Below are 18,058 nucleotides of genomic sequence, written 5' to 3' on the forward strand. Positions count from 1 at the left end.
ACGAGACGGCGCTTGCGCTGGACGAGGCAATGGAACCAGAAGCAGCGTCACATGTGCGCCTGCCCTTTGCCTATGCCAGACGTCAGAGTCTGTTGCTGAGTCAACAGCCAGACGGATTGAAAGTTTACTACAAAGGTCAGCCCTCGCTGGATGCGCTGCTCGAAGTGCGTCGCATTGCTCAGGCGGGCTTTACTCTGGAGCAGCTGGACGACGATAAGTTTGAACTGCTGCTGGAAGCGTCTTATCAGCGTGACAGCTCTGAAACACAGCAAATGATGGAAGACATCGGAAACGAAGTTGACTTGTTCTCATTGGCTGAAGAAATGCCGCAAACGGAAGATCTGCTGGCAGCTGATGATGATGCTCCGATCATTAAATTGATCAATGCCATGCTCAGTGAAGCTATCAAAGAAGGCGCGTCGGATATTCACATCGAAACCTTCGAGCAGGAACTGGTGATCCGCTTTAGGGTGGATGGCGTGCTAAAAGAAGTGCTCAAGCCGAATCGTAAGCTGTCTTCATTGCTGGTATCGCGTATCAAAGTAATGGCGAAGCTCGACATCGCCGAAAAACGGGTGCCGCAAGATGGCCGGATCAGTCTGCGCATTGCTGGTCGAGCGGTTGATGTGCGGGTATCGACCATGCCATCAAGCTTTGGCGAACGCGTTGTATTGCGTCTGCTGGATAAGAACAATGCACGTCTGAACCTCGAAGACTTGGGTATGACAGAACGCAACCGTGAGTTGTTTGCCGAGATCATAGCCAAGCCACACGGTATAATTCTGGTTACCGGCCCGACGGGTTCCGGTAAAAGTACCACTTTGTACGCAGGTATGACGCAGATTAACTCCCGCGATCGCAATATACTGACCGTAGAAGATCCCATTGAATATGAAATACCGGGGATTGGCCAGACTCAGGTTAACCCGAAAGTAGATATGACCTTCGCCCGTGGTTTGCGCGCTATCCTGCGTCAGGATCCCGATGTGGTGATGGTGGGTGAGATCCGAGATCTGGAAACTGCACAAATCGGTGTTCAGGCGTCTCTGACCGGTCACTTGGTTATGTCAACGCTGCACACGAACACGGCTTCGGGTGCGATTACCCGGATGGAAGATATGGGGGTTGAGCCTTTCCTGCTGTCGTCATCATTGTTGGGTGTTTTGTCACAACGACTGGTACGAACCTTATGCCCGAACTGTAAAGAAGCCCATCTGGCGGACGATCGTGAGTGTGAGCTGTTAGGTGTTGAAAAAGGGTCGCAAACCACTATTTATCGCGCCGTAGGATGTGAAGAATGTAACTTTAATGGCTACAAGGGTCGAACCGGTATTCATGAACTACTGATAGTAGATGAGCACATTCGTGAGCTGATCCACAACGGTAAAGGCGAGCAGTCGGTAGAAAAGTACATTCGTACTTTCAGTCCGAGTATTCGTCAGGATGGATGTGCGCGGGTGCTAAAAGGCCAGACGACGCTGGAAGAGGTGATGCGGGTCACCCGTGAGGAAGGCTAATGGCAGCGTTTGAGTATCGTGCTTTAGACGGCAAAGGAAAAGAGAAAAAAGGCATTCTGGAGGCGGACACCGCCAAACAGGTTCGCCAGATGTTGCGCGAAAAAGCCATGATGCCGCTGGAGGTAGCTCCGGCTGCGGAAAAGGAAAAGTCGGCCAGTTCGGGCGGCTTCACCCTGACCCGGGGTTACAAGCCTTCGGTATCCGATATCGCCCTTATCACACGCCAGTTAGCAACCCTGATACAGTCCTCTCTCCCGGTAGAAGCAGCGGTAATGGCAGTTGCAGAACAATGTGAAAAGCCGCGCCTGAAGCGTATGCTGATGGCTGTGCGTTCCAAGGTGGTGGAAGGCTACACGCTGGCCGATGGAATGTCTGAGTTTCCACATGTCTTTGATAATCTTTATCGTGCTATGGTCGCTGCGGGCGAAAAGTCAGGTCATTTAGACCAGGTACTGAATCGCCTGGCGGATTACACCGAACAGCGACAGCACATGCGCAGCCAGATCACTCAGGCGATGGTATATCCAACCATCCTGGTGATTTTCGCTATTGCCATAGTCTCGGTTCTCCTGGGTACCGTGGTACCGAAAATCCTTAAAACTTTCGAGAAGTCCAAGCAGGTACTGCCCTGGACCACAGAGTGGGTAATGGCTGCCAGTAATTTCGTTCAGGCGTACTGGATGATTTCACTGGTGGTGATATTTGGTAGTGTGTTTTTGAGTAAACAAGCCCTGAAGAGGCCCAAAGTCCGTTTTTGGTATGACGCTAAGCTTTTGCAGCTTCCTGGTATTGGCAAAATCAGCCGGGGTATTAATACGGCGCGTTTTGCCCGCACTTTAAGTATTTTGTCTTCAAGTTCAGTGCCGTTGTTAGAAGGTATGAAAATCTCTGGCCAGGTACTGGAAAATGAAAAAATCAAAGCCGCTGTCACAGATGCGGCAACCCATGTGAGTGAAGGTGCAAGTCTGCGGGCTGCACTGGCACAAACAAAGCTATTTCCGCCCATGATGCTTCATATGATTGCAAGTGGTGAAAAGTCCGGTGAACTGGAGCAAATGCTTGAGCGTGCCGCCAACAACCAGGACAGGGAATTCGAAAGTATGGTCAGCGTTTCGTTAAAACTGCTCGAACCCGCCATGATTGCAAGCATGGCTGTTATCGTGCTGTTTATCGTAATGGCTATCCTACAGCCAATCATGGCGATGAACAAAGCAATTGGTCTGTAGTCAAATTAATTGCATATACAACATCAGCGCCTTGGCTTTTTGCCATGCGCTAACAGCATTGAGGTAAATAACGTGAATAAACAATCCGGTTTCTCATTATTAGAAGTCATGGTGGTTCTGGTGATCATCGGGATGATCATGTCAATCGTGGCACCTAACATCATGGGTCAGCAAGAAGATGCAGCAAAAGAAAAAGCGATGCTGGACATTCGTCAGCTTGAAGACGCAATGAAAATGTATAAGCTGAAAAACAAAAAGTACCCAACCACAGAGCAAGGTTTGGAAGCGCTGGTAACACAAACCACCATCGACCCTGTGCCTAAACGTTTCCCTGACGGCGGCTTCATCTCAAAATTGCCAGAAGATCCATGGGGCAACCCTTATCAGCTGGTCAGCCCGGGTGAGATGGGCAAGATCGATATCTTCTCCATGGGACCAGACGGCGAAGTAGGTACTGATGACGACCTAGGGAACTGGGACAGCGAAGAAGACCGTTAATTCTTATGCGCACAGCAGTAGACGCTCAGCGGAGTGTGCAACAAGCACACTCACCTAAACCCGGTCGTCAGGCCGGATTCAGCCTTATCGAAATCCTGATGGTGCTGGTGATCATTGGCTTTTCAGTCAATCTGGTCACTTACACCTTGTCAGATGATATGGAAGAAGAACTGGAGCGCGAAGCGCTGCGACTGCACAGTGTGATTAACATGGCTTCCGAATTCGCCATTCTCAACCAAATTGAATTGGGCTTTCACCTGGACAAGAAAAAGCTTGAGTTCCTGGTGTTTGACGGTGAAAAGTGGACCACATTCGACGTGGAAGAACTGTATCAGGCCATAGACTATCCGGATGAGTATAAAATAGAACTCACCACTGAAGATCTCGCCTGGGCACAAGACAATATGCTGGAGCAGGCTAACTGGCGTGAGCTGATGGGCTCCGGTGACGAAGAAAGCTTGTTGGAACTTAAGAAATTAAAGATCCCTCAGGTATTGCTGCTCTCATCAGGCGAAGTCAGTGCATTTCAACTCAGCCTGGAGCTAGATGAACAAAGCGAGCCCGTGTACTTTATTGAGGGCGAGTTCATGGCGCCGGTGAATTTACGCAAGGAGCCGGAAGACTCATGAGCGGCCTGATCGTAAAAACAAAACAAGTTGGGTTTACGCTACTTGAGGTGATGGTGGCACTCAGTATTTGTGCTGTGGCCGGTATCGCCGCGATGCAGGCAACGGGTGAGCATATCAATCACATTGGTACGCTGGAGCAGCAGGCTTATGCATCCTGGGTTGCGGAAAACCGCCTCGTTATGATGCGTGCTGGCGCCAAAGAAGGGGCTGTCAGAAATGGCCTTAAGGGCGACGAGGAAATGGGCGGAGTAACCTGGTATTGGTCTCAGTCTACTCTTGCAACAGCAGATCCGACTTTTGTAAAGGTCACCATTGAAGTCTTTTCCGATGAAAAACGTGAACACTCGGTGTATGACCTGACCACCTTTATCTACAAAAAAGGGAAGCGGTAATGCAGTTTCAGAACACTGCCCGGCAAGGTGGATTTACCCTGATAGAAGTATTACTGGCACTGGCTATTCTCGCCATGGTTGTGACGGCAACACACCAGATACTCGATACCACACTCAGAGCAAAAGAGGCATCCGAGGAAACCGTGGCCGAACTGGAGTCATTACAGACGATGTTTCGTTTAATGGACCAGGATTTCAACCAGATGACCAAGCGAGAGGTACGTAACGAGGCCGGAGACTTCAGCCCAACTTACATTCTTCATGGTCGTTATAATTTAAACAGCCAGTACGATGGCATTGCCTTTGTTCGGGACGGTTGGACGAATCCGATCAGTCTACTTCCACGCTCTGAGTTGCAGGCTGTCGGGTACCGGGTTGTAGACGACAACCTTGAACGTATTTATCGAATTTATGTTGATCAGCTGGACGGTACAGAGCCCCGAAGTCAGGTGATCCTTGAAAATGTTGAGGAGCTCAAGTTTGAATTCCTTGACGACAAGCAAAAATGGCAAAATAACTGGGATATTAAAGCTCTGCCTTTAGCGGTCGCCGTCACAGTGCAACAAAAAGATGCCGAGCCTATCCGGCGTATTTTCTTAACTCCGGGCGACGGAAAGGTTAAACAAGCCAGCAGCGATGATGATAATCGCAACGGGAATAATAATAGCGGCGATCAGAATGATGATGATGGACAAAGGAGGGGCTAGCGTGAGATCTCAACGTGGTGCAGCGTTAGTCATTGTTCTATTCATCGTGGCCCTGGCCGCGACGATTGCGACGGAAATGACCATGAACCTGATGGTCCAGGTGCAAAAAGCGACCAATCTGCAAACCCACCAACAGGCAAAGTGGTATAGCTACGGCGCAGAAGAGCTGGTGAAGAAGGTCTTACTGGACAGTCGAAAAGATGAGCCAGATAAAGTGCACCTTGGCCAGCCCTGGGCACTGGAAGAGGTCCCTTACCCGGTCGACCATGGCACATTGAGCGGTCAGATCACTGACTTACAGGCATGCTTAAACCTTAATGCATTACGCGCCAAAACGAAGAATACGGGTTCCCGGAACGAGACGAACCCAGCACACAAAGCGTTGCTTGAACTGTTGAAGAACATCGAAGATCTGCCAAGTGAAGAGAGTGAAGAGGCGATGGCAGACAGCGTGTATGACTGGCTGGACGATGACAGCATCACGTTCCGCTCTGGTGCTGAAGAAGATGAATATATGTCTCTCAGAACACCATATCTGACGGCGAATAATTTGTTTGCGTCGGTCAGTGAGCTGAGGGTCATCAAAGGGTTCAATCCGTTAGTGATGGAAAAGCTATTGCCCTATGTCTGTGTGATTCCCGGTAACACTGAGCTGGCTATAAACGTCAATACGATACAGCCTGAGCAAGCGTTGTTACTGAGTGCGTTAATGGAAGGGTTAAGTCAGTCTGGCGCGGAGGCGATTATTTCTGCCCGACCGGAAAAAGGCTTTGACTCGATTCAGGAGTTTTACACTGAAGCTGCGAATCAAGGTGCTTCAGATAAGCAAAAGAACGAGAAAATTTTTACTATTTCAAGCAATTATTTTAAGTTACGAGCAAAGGCTCAGTTCGATGAGCGTTTGTTTCGCCTGACCTCAATAATCGAAATAAAAGAGGGTCGGGCGAGCATCCTAGCGCGTAAATTTGGAGGCGTTTAGTGTCAGAAAAATTGATGATCCGTGTGGGTCACTCACAACAAGAGCCAGTTCATTGGTTGGTCTGGTCGGCGCAAGATGCGCAGATCATTGCCAGCGGTGAGCTGGAGCATGCCGGACTGCTCGGTGAGCTAAGCGAAAAAGCACAAAGCCGCTCGGTTGCTGTGTTGCTTCCTGCCTCTAGCGTGCAGTTAAAAACGATTGATTTACCTGCAAAATGGAACAGGAAGCTGGAGCAGGCTCTGCCCTTTATGTTAGAAGAGCAAATTGCCTGTGACATCGATAAGGCCTTTATTGCGGTTGGCAAAGCGGGTCAGCGTGATGAGCAGCACACCATAGATGTTGCCCTGTGTGACAAAGCATGGCTGGCAGCCTGGATGACGTTATTTGATGACTTTGATATCAGTGTGCAGCGTTTGATACCTGATGCGTTATTGCTACCAGCACCAGAGGAAAATGCAGTCAGTGCCATTGAGCTGGGTACACAGTGGTTGTTCCGCACAGCTGAATGGCAGGTGAGCGGTGTTGAACCTGACTGGCTGACGGGTTATCTGAGCTTATTGCCTGCTGAGCGCATACAGCATTTTAGCCCGGGTGAGGCGCTGGAATCTGAAAAAACATTAGAAGCAATGGAAGGTGAGTATGACTTACCCCTTGCGCTGTTCGCCAAGCAGTTGGAACTTGAAGCGTTTAATCTACGTCAGGGCAAATTTGCAGCTAAGAAGAAGCAGCCACAATGGTGGCGTGACTGGCGCAGTGGCTTGATTGCGGCTTCAGTCGCATTAGTGTGTTTCATTGCAGTCAAATCGACCCAGCTTCTCTTGCTACAGAGTCAGGCCGATGAACTCAGTGCTCAGGCCGTTGCGAGTTACAAGCAGGCATTTCCGAATAAAGTCGTACGCCCACACCTGTTAAAGAAACAAATCCAGAACGAGCTGAACAGTTTATCTGGTGAGCAGCAGGGAGGATTTCTGGAGCTGACAAACCACTTTGTGACGGTTTTTGACGAGGTGAAAGACTTTGAGCCTGAGACCTTACGGTATGATCAACGTCGTAATGAATTAAGGATCCGTGCTAAAGCAAATGGCTTCCAGGTATTTGGTCAGGTGAAAAGTATCCTCGAACAGCGTGGTATGACAGTTCAGCAGGGCGCCCTTAATAATGATGGCGATTACGTGATCGGCGAGATCCGCATTCGAGGTGCAGCATGAAACAGCAAGTGATCAATTATTGGCAGTCCCTCAAAGAGCAGGAACAAAAGTTACTGATTGTTGCCGGGGTTGTGTTCAGCGTATTTGTATTGGTAATGGGCATAATTCGCCCGTTGAACAATGCGGTAGAAAAAGCAGAAAAAGAAGTTGATAAACAACAGGCGTTGGTTTCCTGGGTAAGCAAAAGTGTGACGCAATTGAAAAGTCAGAGTTCAAGTCGCGCCTCTGCGGGCAATGTGAACTTGACTCAGCTGGTCAACCGTACTCGCGGTAGATATAAAATTGCCATCAGTAAAATGCAACCCAGCGATAACTCACTACGTGTGAATATCGACAATGTAGAGTTTAACCAGTTGATTGCCTGGCTGGACGAGCTGACCAATCAGCATGGTGTTAAAGTGGCTAACCTGGATTTGGGCAAAGAAGATGCTCCCGGATATGTTCGAGTTAGTCGTCTGGTATTAGAGAAATAAGTATGAAAAAGATCATCAGTCTGGTACTGGTTTTTTTGCTGGCGTTTAGCGTGTTTGCCGCTATCACTATGCCTGCCAGTATCGTTTTACAATTGTCACAGGGATCGCTGCCACGCGCTTTGTCTGTTGGCGCCGTGTCTGGCTCTGTATGGGAAGGGCGGATCAGCGAAGTGCGCTATGAAAACGTTCAGCTCAATGACGTTACCTGGCAGCTTAATGGTTGGGGACTACTGACCGGCCAGGTGCAGGGTAAAGTGCGCTTTGGTTCACCCAGAACACTGGATGAAATCTCAGGCAACAGTAATTTTTCGATGTCACTGTTGGATAAGTCGGCTAAGCTGGACGATGCGATACTGCGCTTTAGTGTTGAGCAGGCTATGCAGCAGGTTACACTGCCTTTGCCCGTGGATGCCAAAGGCCGTGTGATTTTGAGTATTGATGAATACCATACCGGACAGCCTTATTGTGAAGCGCTTAATGGTGAGATCAGTAGCCCGAATATTGATATCAAAGGCCTCACGGGTTGGTTTAGTATCGGTGATATGAGTGGTACATTGACCTGTAAGTCTGGCGATATCGCCGTGACGGTGGATCCGGAAAATCGCCTTGGGCTGCGTGCTGATGCAACCCTGGCTGCCAACATGCAGTTCCGCGTTGCGGGCAATATCAAACCAGAGGCTTCGTTACCTAAAGAAGTCCACGACGCAGTTAAGTTCTTAGGACGCCCGGATAGTGAAGGGCGTTACCCGGTAAGTTTATAAACAATGATGACCTTTAGTTATGAGGCGCAGCATCAGGCTGCGCTCAGCGAGTATCTTGAGCAACGCCCTGGAGCTATGAGTCTGCGTGGCGTTGAAGGCTATCTGTTTGCGCTGATTTGTGGTCCAGATGGAATAGAGCCAGAACAATGGCTGAGTGAGGTGAGTTTGAATGATGAGGCGTTAGAAGAGCATACTGTGTTCGCTTTTTTAGCATTACATCACCATATTAGCGAGCAGGTTTTTTCTGGCCAGTTTTCTCTGCCTGTGCAGGCACAGTCTCTGTGGGCTGAAAAGCAGCAGTGGAGTCAGGGATTTTTACTGGCCAGCCAGCTGTATTATGAACGCCTGATGAGTGCCTCAGGTATATCACAAGAGTTGATTCAGGCGTTGCAAATGGCCACTGAACAGCTGGCTTTTTTCAGCCTGGAAGAGCAGCAAGTTGCACAATTTTGTCAGCAAGGGGGGCATGATATGGCTGCCTTTTGTGCTGAGCAACTTAGCCTTGCTAACGACTTTGCGCAAGGGTATGCCGCACTGATAGAGCAAGTCGCTCTGGCCAGCGGCCTGTATAACGAGTAACTCAGTTACATCAAATCAAGAGCGATGTGGGTGCAGCCTTTCGCGCAATGGGCACTGCCTTTAGTCCCCTCAGCACCGGTCAGGTCGAGTGACACAGGCTGATTGCAGTGTGAGCATAATACAGTCTGACCTTTGCTTAATTTTTTCAACAGGGCCTTTTGGTCATTAAAAGACTTAGCCCTGGCTTTGTTGAGTTGAGAAAAATCCATTACAAACCCGCCTGTTTCAATGAACTCGCTGCAATCTCACACACTGTCAGAAGCTTCGGACCATAGAAATACATATTCAGCTCATTGCCTTCACAAAACTTCAGGTGAAACACCTTCATTTTCTCATTGGTTGATAATGCAGACATGATGTAAGACTGCTCAGACTCTGTCAAAGTCAGCTCTTTATTGATCTGCTGGCGGGCCAGTTTCGCTGCCATACTGTACTGGGCTTTGCTGGTATCTCCAAGCAGGTCTACACCATACTGGATCATTTGCTCGCGTGGCTCTTTGATGCTCGGGTGGTCTATGGTGAACAGGGCCAGGATCACCACAACTAAAATCAGGTACTTTTTCATAACTGCAACTACTTTGATCTAAACAGCTAAAAGATGTCGCCAGTGTAATAAAATGAGGGAAATAAAAGCAAGTTTAGTGCTAGGAATTTTTTATTACTTAGTTTAGTTGCAATGCTGTTTTATGTCGGCTTTTCCCTTTAAAATGAGCAAGATCTAATCCAGATTGATATACTACACATATAAAATAGAGGTCACTGTAGCAAGTACCTGTCCCAGGCGCGTAAGGAGCTGTGATGGACAAACAAATTAAGGTCAAGAATATCCCCGTCGACGTCAAAATTCATAAACCCGACGATTTACAACCAGACAGGTTTAACCCACGCAACCGCATTTATGTCAGGGCTGTCACCGGGTTGCATCAGAAACTCAGGAAGCAGATTGGTTTTATAGGCATGCTGGCCTTCATGCTGTTACCCTGGATCAACTTCAATGGCGAGCAGGCGGTGCTGTTCGATATTTTTGAGCAAAAGTTCAACATTTTTGGTCTGACGTTGTGGCCTCAGGATTTAACCATTCTGGCTTTTATTCTGATGATTGCGGCCTTCGCCTTGTTTTTGGTGACTACTTTCTATGGCAGGGTGTGGTGCGGTTATACCTGTCCGCAAACGGTCTGGACCTTTATTTTTATCTGGTTTGAAGAAAAATTAGAGGGCACTGCCAATCAGCGTAAAAAGCTTGATCAGCGGCCTATGGACTTTGATAAATTCTGGCGTAAATCAGCTAAGCATTTAAGTTGGATGCTGTTTTCCTTGTATACGGCCATTTCGTTTGTGGGGTATTTTACGCCTATCCGTGAGTTACTCCCCGATCTGCTGATGTTCTCGGCCTCCGGATATGCGGCATTGAGCGTGGTGGTTTTCACTTTGTGTACTTATGGCAATGCTGGCTGGATGCGTGAGATTATGTGTCTGCATATCTGTCCTTATTCACGCTTTCAGTCCGCTATGTTTGATAAAGACACGTTTACAGTGAGTTATGACACCGAGCGTGGTGAGAGTCGCGGTCCGCGTGGTCGTAAGGAAGATCCCAAAGCGCTGGGGCTGGGGGACTGTATCGACTGTAAGTTATGTGTGCAAGTGTGCCCGACCGGTATCGATATTCGCAATGGACTGCAATACGAGTGTATAAACTGTGGTGCCTGTATTGATGCGTGTGATGGCGTGATGGATAAAATGAACTATCCAAAAGGCCTTATCTCGTATACAACTGAGCGTAACCTGGAAAGTGGCAGCGACAAAACCAAAGCCGTACGCGGGAAATTGATCGGTTACTTACTGATATTGATTGTATTAAGTGGCGCTTTGGTTGCTAACGTAGCGATGCGTAAGACACTCGATTTGGATATCATCAGAGACAGAAATCAACTTTACCGCGTCAATGTAGAGGGCCTGGTGGAAAATACCTACACGCTGAAAATGATCAACAAGGCACAGGTGCCTCAGACTTTCCTGATCAGCATTCGCGGTTTGTCTGACTTCACGATCATTGGTAAACAGGAAATTCAAATCGCGGCAGGCTCAACCGTCGACCAGCCTTTATCTGTTGTGATCGACCCGTACGATTTGACGTTGCCGGTGACGGAATTTGAATTTGTCATTACAGTGAAAGACGAACCCGAAGAGTACATCGCACAGCCAACGAACTTTTTTAAGGGTCGCTAGCGTAGATAGGGTACAATGGGGTAACTCATTTACTTCATAAAAAGCGGGTTAGCCCGCTTTTTTGTTACTTGGCCCACCGCTATTGAGGTGAAAGGCTGTGAAAGGTAAAAATTATGACTGATTTCAGTTTTCAGAACTTAACGCCCGATCTGATCCTCGACGCTGTTGAAAGTGTAGGTATCTATCCCGAGTCCGGATTGCTACCACTTAACAGCTATGAGAATCGGGTTTATCAGTTTCGTGCTGATGATAACCGTCGTTATGTTGCCAAGTTTTATCGGCCCGAGCGTTGGCAGTCAGAACAGATCCAGGAAGAGCACGATTTCACACTGGCCCTGCAAGAAGCCGAAGTGCCCGTTGTCGCTCCGCTGCGTGTTGACGGACACAGTTTGTTTGAGCATCAGGGCTATCGATTTTGTTTATTTCCAAGTGTCGGTGGTCGCCAGTTCGAAATGGATAACCTGGATCACCTGGAAATGTTAGGGCGCTACATTGGTCGTTTACACAGCGTTGCACAGCAGAGTGAGTTTGTGCACCGCCCCGCGATTAATGTTGCCGGTTACCTGCATCAACCATGCAAGGACATTTTGGCGTCTGAGTGTTTGCCTGATACATTGCGGCTGGCGTTTACCACCGTGCTTGATCAGGTAATTAACAAAGCAGAAGAAAAATTCACACCATTCCAGCAGATCCGTTTGCATGGTGATTGTCATGCTGGCAATATTCTATGGTCTCAGGAACAGTTAATGATTGTGGACCTCGACGATTGTCGTCAGGGGCCCGCCGTTCAGGATCTCTGGATGATGCTAAGTGGTGACAGGCAAAATCAGGTTATGCAGCTTGATACCCTGTTATCCGGCTACGAAGAATTTGCCTCGTTCGATACGAGCGAACTGGCGTTAATTGAGCCGCTAAGAGCAATGCGTATGGTGCACTACATGGGATGGCTGGCCAAACGTTGGCATGATCCGGCGTTTCCAAGGAACTTTTCGTGGTTTGCAACAGACAAATACTGGGAACAGCAGATCCTGGCGTTAAAAGAACAACTTGCCGCACTGGATGAAGCGGCGATCAGTCTTTATCCATAAAAATTTAGAGAGAATAGTAATGTTAAAATCGATTAAGGTTGCGCTAATTGCGTTGTGTATGCCTGTGTTGGCAATGGCTGCCGATTTCACGGATGGCAAACACTACCAGACATTAACAACGACAAAGAGTGAGTCGGCCAAGGTCACTGAATTCTTTTCCTTTTACTGCCCGCATTGCTTTCAGTTTGAACCGGTAGCTAAAGCACTAGAAAAAAGCCTGCCAGCGGGTGCTGTATTCGAAAAAAGCCATGTTAATTTCCTGGGTGGACTATCACCTGAAGTGCAAAGTTACCTGAGCTATGCCTACATCATTGCCAAACACCATGGTAAAGCGCAACAGGTGAGCGATCAGATCTTCAACACCATTCACGTGCAGCAGGTACAGCTAAAAGACCTAAAAGATATCAAAAAGCTGCTGGAAGCCAATGGTATTAGTGGCGAGCAGTTTGATGCAGCGATGGCCAGTATGCCAGTTATTAGCGCGGAAAAAGCCATGGTTGAAAAGCAGAATACTTTCAGCAAAGCTGGCGCACTGACAGGAGTGCCGACTTTCGTTGTGAATGACAAATACAAAATTAACCTGAGAGAGTTGAGCAGTCAGGCTGAGCTGGATGAGCTGGTTAAACACTTACTAGAAAAATAATGGGAGCAGACCATGTTTAAATCAATTTGCGCCGCAGCATTGGCGCTATTATTACCTTTGATGGCAAGCGCTGCCAATTTCCAGGAAGGTAAGCATTATGAGGTTGTCGCAGAGCGGGGCACCAAAAAGCCTGAAGTAACCGAGTACTTCTCGTTTTATTGTCCGGCCTGTAACAACTTTGAATCCTTAATTGGTGAGTTCAAACCAAAACTCGACGGCGACGTGAAATTCAAAAAAAGCCACGTTGACTTTGTCGGTGTACGTGACCCTGATATCCAGCAGATGATGAGTAATGCATTGGCGACAGCGTCTGTATTACCGCAAAAAGATAAGATCGTTGCGGCGATGTTTGCCCATTTGCACGGCAAGCGTGGTAAGTTCAACGAGGTTGCTGACATTAAAGACTTGTTTGTAGCTCAGGGCGTGTCTGCAGAGAAATTTGACAAACTGTACAAGAGCTTCTCTGTACGCACTAAAGCGAAGAAAATGAAGCGTTCACAAGAGCAGATGCAAGACAGAGGCGCGCTGACAGGTGTACCGACTTTTATTGTCAACGGCAAGTACAAGCTGATCTTGTCGCGTGAATCTGGCGTGACTTCACCGGACGATATTGCCGCTCTGATCAACTATCTGGCGAAAAAATCCTAATCTTTAAGATGAAAAAACCCGCGATGAACGCGGGTTTTTTTATGCCTAAAATTCACTTTATTTTCTGGTCAGAAAGACGCCCGACTCCACATGGTGGGTATAGGGGAACTGATCGAAAATGGCGATGCGTGAGATCTGGTGCGTATCGCATAGTAATTCCAGATCGCGTTCCAGCGTATCCGGGTTACAGGAAATATAAATGATGTTGTCGTATTGGCTGACCAAGTTACAGGTGAGCTCATCCATGCCTGCGCGAGGTGGATCGACTAAAATGGTCTGGCAATTGTAACTTTGCAGGTCTATGCCTTTGAGGCGGGAGAACTGTTTTTCACCCTTCATGGCCGCCGTAAATTCCTCGCTCGACATACGAATGATATCAAGATTATCCACCTTATTGGCTGCAATATTGTATTGCGCCGAATGGACAGATGATTTAGAGATCTCCGTGGCTAATACTCGGTTAAACTGACCAGCCAGTGCGATAGAGAAGTTGCCATTGCCACAGTAAAGTTCGAGCAGATCGTTTTGCAGCGGCGCACAGAGGTCTTGTGCCCAGGCCAACATTTTTTCATTCACTGCCGCGTTAGGCTGAGTAAAGCTATTTTCAACCTGCTGATAGGTGTACTGTTTGCCATTGACTGCAAGCTGCTCTGTCACAAAGTCATCGCCAAACACCACTTTTTGCTTTCTGGCACGACCGATAAAGTCGACTTTATAGCTTTGTTGTAGCTCATGACGTAAAGCCTGCATAGCCTCTTGCCAGGCATCGTCCAGAGCTTTGTGATAAAGCAGACTGATCAGCACTTCGCCACTGAGTGTTGTCAGATAATCGATCTGGAATAACTTGCGGCGCAGGGTGTCGTTGTGGCGCAGCTTATCCATCATTACCTGCATCATGTCATTGACCAAAGGGGCGCCCGGATCGAACTGATCGACTCGGATCTTTTCTTTGGTCTGTTGATCGAACATGATGTGGAACAGATCGTCTCCATCATGCCAGACGCGGAATTCGCAACGCTGGCGATAGTGGCTTTTTGGGGAGTCGTACACTTCCAGTTGTGGCGCATCGAAGCGGGCAAATTGCGCACTGATCCGCTGTTGTTTTTCTGTCAACTGTTGCTCGTAGGTCGAAGTGTCAATCGTGATCACCGCCATATTAAAACCACCATAGTTAATGCAAAGAGGCGCTATTTTAGGATGCACTTTCGATTTGTCCAGCAAAGAGCAAAATATTTTGCTCTTTTATTGTACAATAGACTTAAGCTTAAGGCGTTTTGGCCGATAACCAACTATCAAGTAAAGCGGAGAGCAGACATGAAAATCGGACAGTTGAATCAGCTGTTGAATCCGGCGATGCAGCATAACGCGGGTAAAGCCAAATCGCTTATCCCTAATATGTCAATTAATACGGATAGTTACCACGGAAACAAATCTCAGGCAGCGGCAAAGATCCTCGATGATAAACTCGCACAAGCACTGGGCATTGAGAAAAAAGAAGAAAAAGACAAGCCCCTGTTTGATTTTGAAGAAATTGTCAAAAATGTGCTGGGGTTTGTCCAGGGGGCAGTTAAAAAAGCCAAGGCCGCCGGAGAAGACGACGACACACTCAAAAGTATGCTTGATCAAGCACGCAAGGGCGTGCAGATGGGAATTGATGAAGCGTCTGAAGATTTAAAAGGCACAGGTCTGTTTAATGATGAAATTGAGGAAGGGATAGAAAAGTCCCGCGAAGGGATTTTTAAAGGGTTGGATGAGTTTGAAAAAGAGCTGTTTGATCCTAAACCGCAGCAAGTATCAGTGAGTGCTGCACAGTTTGCCAGTTTATCTAATCAAGCTGAGTATGCCTTCACCACAGCTGAAGGCGACGAAGTGGTGATTTCTTTCAGTGATGCGATGAGTCAGTCAAAAGCGGCAAGCTATGCGCGTAATGGCGATGGTGAAGGGTTTGCGTATGGTGAGCAAAGCAGTCATGAGCTTAATTTTTCCATCAGTGTGAATGGTGACCTCAACGAAGATGAGCAGGCTGCGATTAATGACATGATGAAAGACATCCGAGATGTGAGCGATACCTTTTTCGCCGGTGACTATGATGATGCGTTTGCCAAAGTGCAAGAACTGGGAATTAACAGTGAGCAAATCGTCAATTTCACTATGGATCTGCGTCAGACCAAAACTTCCGCTGCGATTGCCCAGTATCAACAGAGTAATCCTATGAAAGATTTGGAAAAAGCACTGCAGCCGCTGGATCAACGTCTTGAAGGGATCCATGATGAAGCGAAAGGACTGGGCATAGAAGCTCAGTTGCCGGATATCATGGCCTGGATAAACGAAGGTCAGGCGCGTCTGAACGAGTTTCTTGATTATGCTCAAGGGTTCTTTAGTGCACTTGAATCTCGTCAGGCTGATAAGCAAGATCAGCAAGTATAAAAGGGAGATTAATTTCTCCCAGTTTAGGATTTGACGTTAGTATTTATTTTAAACCCTGACCGTGGCACACTGCGCGCGAACTGTAATTAAGGAGCGCATGTGTCACATATTCTTGTCTTTGATTCTGGTATTGGCGGAACCAGTGTACTTACGCACATTCGTAACGCTTTGCCTCATGCCGACTACAGTTATGTGATGGACAATCTGTTGCTGCCTTACGGCTTGCGGTCCCAGCAGACGATCCAGCAGCGTTTGGCTGCGCTCATTAAGTGGATTGACCGTGAGCAGCGCCCTGTCGATATTATCGTGATTGCATGCAATACCGCCTCAACCTATGCGTTGGGAGCAACTCGCCAATTAACCTCTATTCCGATTGTCGGAGTAGTCCCTGCGATTAAGCCCGCGGCATCAGCCAGTCGCGCAAAGCACATTGGTTTACTGGCGACTCCAGCAACCTCTCGGAATATCTATACGCAGCAGTTGATCCAGCAATTTGCCAATGAATGCCGGGTTGACCTTTATCAGTCGACTAAGTTGGTTGAACTGGCTGAGCAGTTTTACTGGTCCGGTGACATTGATCGTAAACAGCTTGTCGCTGAGATCAACCAGCTTAACTTCTCACCTGAGTTAGATCATCTGGTACTAGGCTGCACGCACTTCCCCATCATTGAGAAACCCCTGAGTGAATCTATTCCGGAGTCGATAACTCTGATTGATTCAGGTACAGCGATTGCGAGGCGGGTGTATACATTACTTGCAAAAGATAGTGCCGTTGAGGAAGGTGAAGTTCAGGCTGAGTGTTTAAGAATAAAGCACGGCACAATGAACTGGTATGCAACAGCACAACAAGCACGCCTGGTTGGGCGGCCTGAAATCAAACTGATCAATCTTGATCAGGAATAATTGAAGCAGTTGGTTGGAGGGCGCATTTCAGCATGCTCAAATTCAGGAGAAGCAAAAAATGTGGCAATAAAAAAGGGGTAGTAACCTGACTGGTACTACCCCCTGTTAGTGTGTACAACGAGCTGTTATAAAATTAAAGATCAGTCTTGATCATTAGTAGTCAGCGATTCTTGTTTTTGTTTCGCTTCTCTGACTTTTAACGTGCGTTGCTGAAACTCAGATTCATTGAGCTCGTTGATGGCCCTTAGTGCATCGGGCTGTGGCATTTCAACAAATCCGAACCCGCGGCGTTTACCTGTATTCTTATCTTTAAGCAAACGAACCGAAAAAACTTGCCCTTTTTCTTCAAACAAATCTCTGACGACCTGTTCATTTGCTCTGTAAGGTAAATTACCGACATACAGTGTGGTTGTTTCTACTGTTCCACTGACGTCACTGCCCGTATTTCCTGTTGAGGAAGCGAAAGCTGATGCTATGCCTCCGATGATGATACCTAGCGCCAACAATAAGGCGGGATCAATTTGACTGTTTAGTAGTACAAAATGGCCAAGCGCATAACTCAATATTGCCAGGAGAAGTACAGTAAACAGTGTCTTACGATCGAGAATATTCATAAGGATCTACCAAAAAACGTTGAATACACATTAATTTAACAAGAAAGGTTGCTATATTAACGACTTAATCAAATATCGCAATAATTAAATATAGAACCTGTTGAAAAGATTGCACCTTCTCGATGGATTTACCGTCAGTATTGAGGGTTTAAAGATAAATGATCAAAAAGATCCAAAAAAATGAAAAAAGGGGTTGCATCGTTTTTCGATTTCCCTATAATGCGCATCCACCGACACGGTGCACAACGCTGAAAAGCAACGAGCCAAGTGAAGGAAAAGCCAAACGGAAAGCTTAATTAAGAAAAAATTAAATTTTCTAGTTGACTTTAAATGTGAAGCGGTTACTATAGCGCTCCACTTCGCAGCGAGGCTGCGGTAACTAACCAAGGTTAGTTACACTGTTCTTTAAAAATATGAAGCAATCATCTGTGTGGGCACTCGTACAGATTGAGTTCTAACAGCGAATTTCAGTTTTACTGAATGACGCACAAAAATTTAGAGTCTCAACTGAACTGAGTGACTAACATAGTCAATTCGTTT

The 18,058-nt window shown here is 47.4% G+C and carries 21 protein-coding genes; 17 read left to right on the forward strand and 4 right to left on the reverse strand.

The features are described from left to right. Positions 1 to 29: 29 nt before the first annotated feature. The 11 genes from gspE (at position 30) to NH568_RS22570 (ending at position 8,969) form a co-directional block, all read left to right on the forward strand. A complete protein-coding gene (gene gspE / locus NH568_RS22520; RefSeq protein ID WP_128064772.1) occupies positions 30 to 1,517 on the forward strand; it encodes a type II secretion system ATPase GspE in 1,488 nt (495 codons plus the stop codon). Further along, complete coding sequence (gspF, locus tag NH568_RS22525; protein ID WP_138543047.1) at positions 1,517 to 2,743, forward strand: type II secretion system inner membrane protein GspF; 1,227 nt, start codon at positions 1,517 to 1,519, stop codon at positions 2,741 to 2,743. The genes gspE and gspF overlap by 1 nt, the downstream gene beginning before the upstream one ends. A 72-nt stretch (positions 2,744 to 2,815) precedes the next feature. Further along, positions 2,816 to 3,241, forward strand: coding sequence for a type II secretion system major pseudopilin GspG (gene gspG / locus NH568_RS22530; RefSeq protein ID WP_253110560.1), 426 nt, complete (start codon positions 2,816 to 2,818; stop codon positions 3,239 to 3,241). A 5-nt stretch (positions 3,242 to 3,246) separates the two neighbouring features. Next, the gene (locus NH568_RS22535; protein WP_253110561.1) at positions 3,247 to 3,870 is read left to right on the forward strand and encodes a prepilin-type N-terminal cleavage/methylation domain-containing protein; all 624 of its coding nucleotides are present in this window, start codon (positions 3,247 to 3,249) and stop codon (positions 3,868 to 3,870) included. Then, positions 3,867 to 4,262, forward strand: coding sequence for a type II secretion system minor pseudopilin GspI (gene gspI / locus NH568_RS22540; protein WP_253110563.1), 396 nt, complete (start codon positions 3,867 to 3,869; stop codon positions 4,260 to 4,262). The genes NH568_RS22535 and gspI overlap by 4 nt, the downstream gene beginning before the upstream one ends. After that, the gene (gspJ, locus tag NH568_RS22545; protein ID WP_253110567.1) at positions 4,262 to 4,969 is read left to right on the forward strand and encodes a type II secretion system minor pseudopilin GspJ; all 708 of its coding nucleotides are present in this window, start codon (positions 4,262 to 4,264) and stop codon (positions 4,967 to 4,969) included. The genes gspI and gspJ overlap by 1 nt, the downstream gene beginning before the upstream one ends. Beyond that, positions 4,950 to 5,948, forward strand: coding sequence for a type II secretion system minor pseudopilin GspK (gene gspK, locus NH568_RS22550; RefSeq protein WP_253110615.1), 999 nt, complete (start codon positions 4,950 to 4,952; stop codon positions 5,946 to 5,948). Before gspJ ends, gspK begins: the two co-directional genes overlap by 20 nt. After that, positions 5,948 to 7,156, forward strand: coding sequence for a type II secretion system protein GspL (gene gspL / locus NH568_RS22555; RefSeq protein ID WP_253110569.1), 1,209 nt, complete (start codon positions 5,948 to 5,950; stop codon positions 7,154 to 7,156). The genes gspK and gspL overlap by 1 nt, the downstream gene beginning before the upstream one ends. Further along, positions 7,153 to 7,629, forward strand: a complete 477-nt coding sequence (locus NH568_RS22560) for a type II secretion system protein M (RefSeq protein WP_253110572.1) — start codon at positions 7,153 to 7,155, stop codon at positions 7,627 to 7,629. The genes gspL and NH568_RS22560 overlap by 4 nt, the downstream gene beginning before the upstream one ends. 2 nt (positions 7,630 to 7,631) lie before the next feature. Continuing rightward, entirely contained in the window at positions 7,632 to 8,390 is a 759-nt protein-coding gene (locus NH568_RS22565) for a type II secretion system protein N (protein WP_253110575.1), read from the forward strand. Between the two features lie 3 nt (positions 8,391 to 8,393). After that, positions 8,394 to 8,969 (forward strand): UPF0149 family protein, encoded by a 576-nt coding sequence (locus tag NH568_RS22570; RefSeq protein WP_253110577.1) that lies wholly within the window; start codon positions 8,394 to 8,396, stop codon positions 8,967 to 8,969. Between the two features lie 5 nt (positions 8,970 to 8,974). On the opposite strand, the gene NH568_RS22575 is transcribed toward NH568_RS22570, so the two are convergent. Both NH568_RS22575 and NH568_RS22580 read right to left on the reverse strand, forming a co-directional pair. Further along, the gene (locus NH568_RS22575) at positions 8,975 to 9,178 is read right to left on the reverse strand and encodes a hypothetical protein (RefSeq protein WP_253110580.1); all 204 of its coding nucleotides are present in this window, start codon (positions 9,176 to 9,178) and stop codon (positions 8,975 to 8,977) included. Beyond that, complete coding sequence (locus NH568_RS22580) at positions 9,178 to 9,534, reverse strand: hypothetical protein (protein WP_138551734.1); 357 nt, start codon at positions 9,532 to 9,534, stop codon at positions 9,178 to 9,180. Before NH568_RS22580 ends, NH568_RS22575 begins: the two co-directional genes overlap by 1 nt. A 233-nt stretch (positions 9,535 to 9,767) precedes the next feature. Here NH568_RS22580 and ccoG point away from each other — a divergent pair, with 233 nt between their 5' ends. From ccoG to NH568_RS22600, 4 genes are all read left to right on the forward strand, one after another. Further along, positions 9,768 to 11,195 (forward strand): cytochrome c oxidase accessory protein CcoG, encoded by a 1,428-nt coding sequence (gene ccoG, locus NH568_RS22585; protein WP_253110585.1) that lies wholly within the window; start codon positions 9,768 to 9,770, stop codon positions 11,193 to 11,195. A 113-nt stretch (positions 11,196 to 11,308) separates the two neighbouring features. Further along, on the forward strand, positions 11,309 to 12,283 hold the full coding sequence (locus NH568_RS22590; protein ID WP_253110588.1) for a serine/threonine protein kinase: 975 nt from the start codon (positions 11,309 to 11,311) through the stop codon (positions 12,281 to 12,283). A gap of 19 nt (positions 12,284 to 12,302) precedes the next feature. After that, positions 12,303 to 12,926 carry a thiol:disulfide interchange protein DsbA/DsbL gene (locus tag NH568_RS22595; RefSeq protein WP_253110591.1) on the forward strand — a complete coding sequence of 208 codons (624 nt, stop codon included), beginning with the start codon at positions 12,303 to 12,305 and terminating at the stop codon, positions 12,924 to 12,926. A 12-nt stretch (positions 12,927 to 12,938) separates the two neighbouring features. Continuing rightward, complete coding sequence (locus NH568_RS22600) at positions 12,939 to 13,574, forward strand: thiol:disulfide interchange protein DsbA/DsbL (protein ID WP_253110595.1); 636 nt, start codon at positions 12,939 to 12,941, stop codon at positions 13,572 to 13,574. A gap of 57 nt (positions 13,575 to 13,631) precedes the next feature. Here NH568_RS22600 and trmA read toward each other — a convergent pair whose 3' ends face one another. Next, the gene (trmA, locus tag NH568_RS22605; RefSeq protein WP_253110598.1) at positions 13,632 to 14,729 is read right to left on the reverse strand and encodes a tRNA (uridine(54)-C5)-methyltransferase TrmA; all 1,098 of its coding nucleotides are present in this window, start codon (positions 14,727 to 14,729) and stop codon (positions 13,632 to 13,634) included. A 159-nt stretch (positions 14,730 to 14,888) separates the two neighbouring features. Between trmA and NH568_RS22610 the strand changes: the two genes are divergently transcribed. Together NH568_RS22610 and murI are read left to right on the forward strand one after the other, a co-directional pair. Further along, a complete protein-coding gene (locus NH568_RS22610) occupies positions 14,889 to 16,001 on the forward strand; it encodes a DUF5610 domain-containing protein (RefSeq protein WP_054017559.1) in 1,113 nt (370 codons plus the stop codon). 99 nt (positions 16,002 to 16,100) lie between these two features. Then, the gene (murI, locus tag NH568_RS22615) at positions 16,101 to 16,904 is read left to right on the forward strand and encodes a glutamate racemase (protein WP_253110602.1); all 804 of its coding nucleotides are present in this window, start codon (positions 16,101 to 16,103) and stop codon (positions 16,902 to 16,904) included. Positions 16,905 to 17,044: 140 nt separating this feature from the next. Here murI and NH568_RS22620 read toward each other — a convergent pair whose 3' ends face one another. After that, positions 17,045 to 17,518 carry an RNA-binding protein gene (locus NH568_RS22620; protein WP_253110606.1) on the reverse strand — a complete coding sequence of 158 codons (474 nt, stop codon included), beginning with the start codon at positions 17,516 to 17,518 and terminating at the stop codon, positions 17,045 to 17,047. Positions 17,519 to 18,058: the final 540 nt, after the last annotated feature.

The sequence above is a fragment of the Pseudoalteromonas sp. XMcav2-N genome (assembly GCF_024124545.1).
Classification (GTDB): domain Bacteria; phylum Pseudomonadota; class Gammaproteobacteria; order Enterobacterales; family Alteromonadaceae; genus Pseudoalteromonas.

Bases quoted from the DNA above. Each gene is read 5' to 3' on its own strand.
- NH568_RS22600 (WP_253110595.1), top strand. From the start codon at position 12,939: ATGTTTAAATCAATTTGCGCCGCAGCATTGGCGCTATTATTACCTTTG.
- ccoG (WP_253110585.1), top strand. From the start codon at position 9,768: ATGGACAAACAAATTAAGGTCAAGAATATCCCCGTCGACGTCAAAATT.
- gspF (WP_138543047.1), top strand. From the start codon at position 1,517: ATGGCAGCGTTTGAGTATCGTGCTTTAGACGGCAAAGGAAAAGAGAAA.
- NH568_RS22590 (WP_253110588.1), top strand. From the start codon at position 11,309: ATGACTGATTTCAGTTTTCAGAACTTAACGCCCGATCTGATCCTCGAC.
- gspE (WP_128064772.1), top strand. From the start codon at position 30: ATGGAACCAGAAGCAGCGTCACATGTGCGCCTGCCCTTTGCCTATGCC.
- NH568_RS22570 (WP_253110577.1), top strand. From the start codon at position 8,394: ATGATGACCTTTAGTTATGAGGCGCAGCATCAGGCTGCGCTCAGCGAG.
- NH568_RS22580 (WP_138551734.1), bottom strand. From the start codon at position 9,534: ATGAAAAAGTACCTGATTTTAGTTGTGGTGATCCTGGCCCTGTTCACC.
- NH568_RS22575 (WP_253110580.1), bottom strand. From the start codon at position 9,178: ATGGATTTTTCTCAACTCAACAAAGCCAGGGCTAAGTCTTTTAATGAC.
- gspJ (WP_253110567.1), top strand. From the start codon at position 4,262: ATGCAGTTTCAGAACACTGCCCGGCAAGGTGGATTTACCCTGATAGAA.
- NH568_RS22610 (WP_054017559.1), top strand. From the start codon at position 14,889: ATGAAAATCGGACAGTTGAATCAGCTGTTGAATCCGGCGATGCAGCAT.
- trmA (WP_253110598.1), bottom strand. From the start codon at position 14,729: ATGGCGGTGATCACGATTGACACTTCGACCTACGAGCAACAGTTGACA.
- NH568_RS22595 (WP_253110591.1), top strand. From the start codon at position 12,303: ATGTTAAAATCGATTAAGGTTGCGCTAATTGCGTTGTGTATGCCTGTG.
- gspK (WP_253110615.1), top strand. From the start codon at position 4,950: ATGGACAAAGGAGGGGCTAGCGTGAGATCTCAACGTGGTGCAGCGTTA.
- NH568_RS22565 (WP_253110575.1), top strand. From the start codon at position 7,632: ATGAAAAAGATCATCAGTCTGGTACTGGTTTTTTTGCTGGCGTTTAGC.
- NH568_RS22560 (WP_253110572.1), top strand. From the start codon at position 7,153: ATGAAACAGCAAGTGATCAATTATTGGCAGTCCCTCAAAGAGCAGGAA.
- NH568_RS22620 (WP_253110606.1), bottom strand. From the start codon at position 17,518: ATGAATATTCTCGATCGTAAGACACTGTTTACTGTACTTCTCCTGGCA.
- NH568_RS22535 (WP_253110561.1), top strand. From the start codon at position 3,247: ATGCGCACAGCAGTAGACGCTCAGCGGAGTGTGCAACAAGCACACTCA.
- gspI (WP_253110563.1), top strand. From the start codon at position 3,867: ATGAGCGGCCTGATCGTAAAAACAAAACAAGTTGGGTTTACGCTACTT.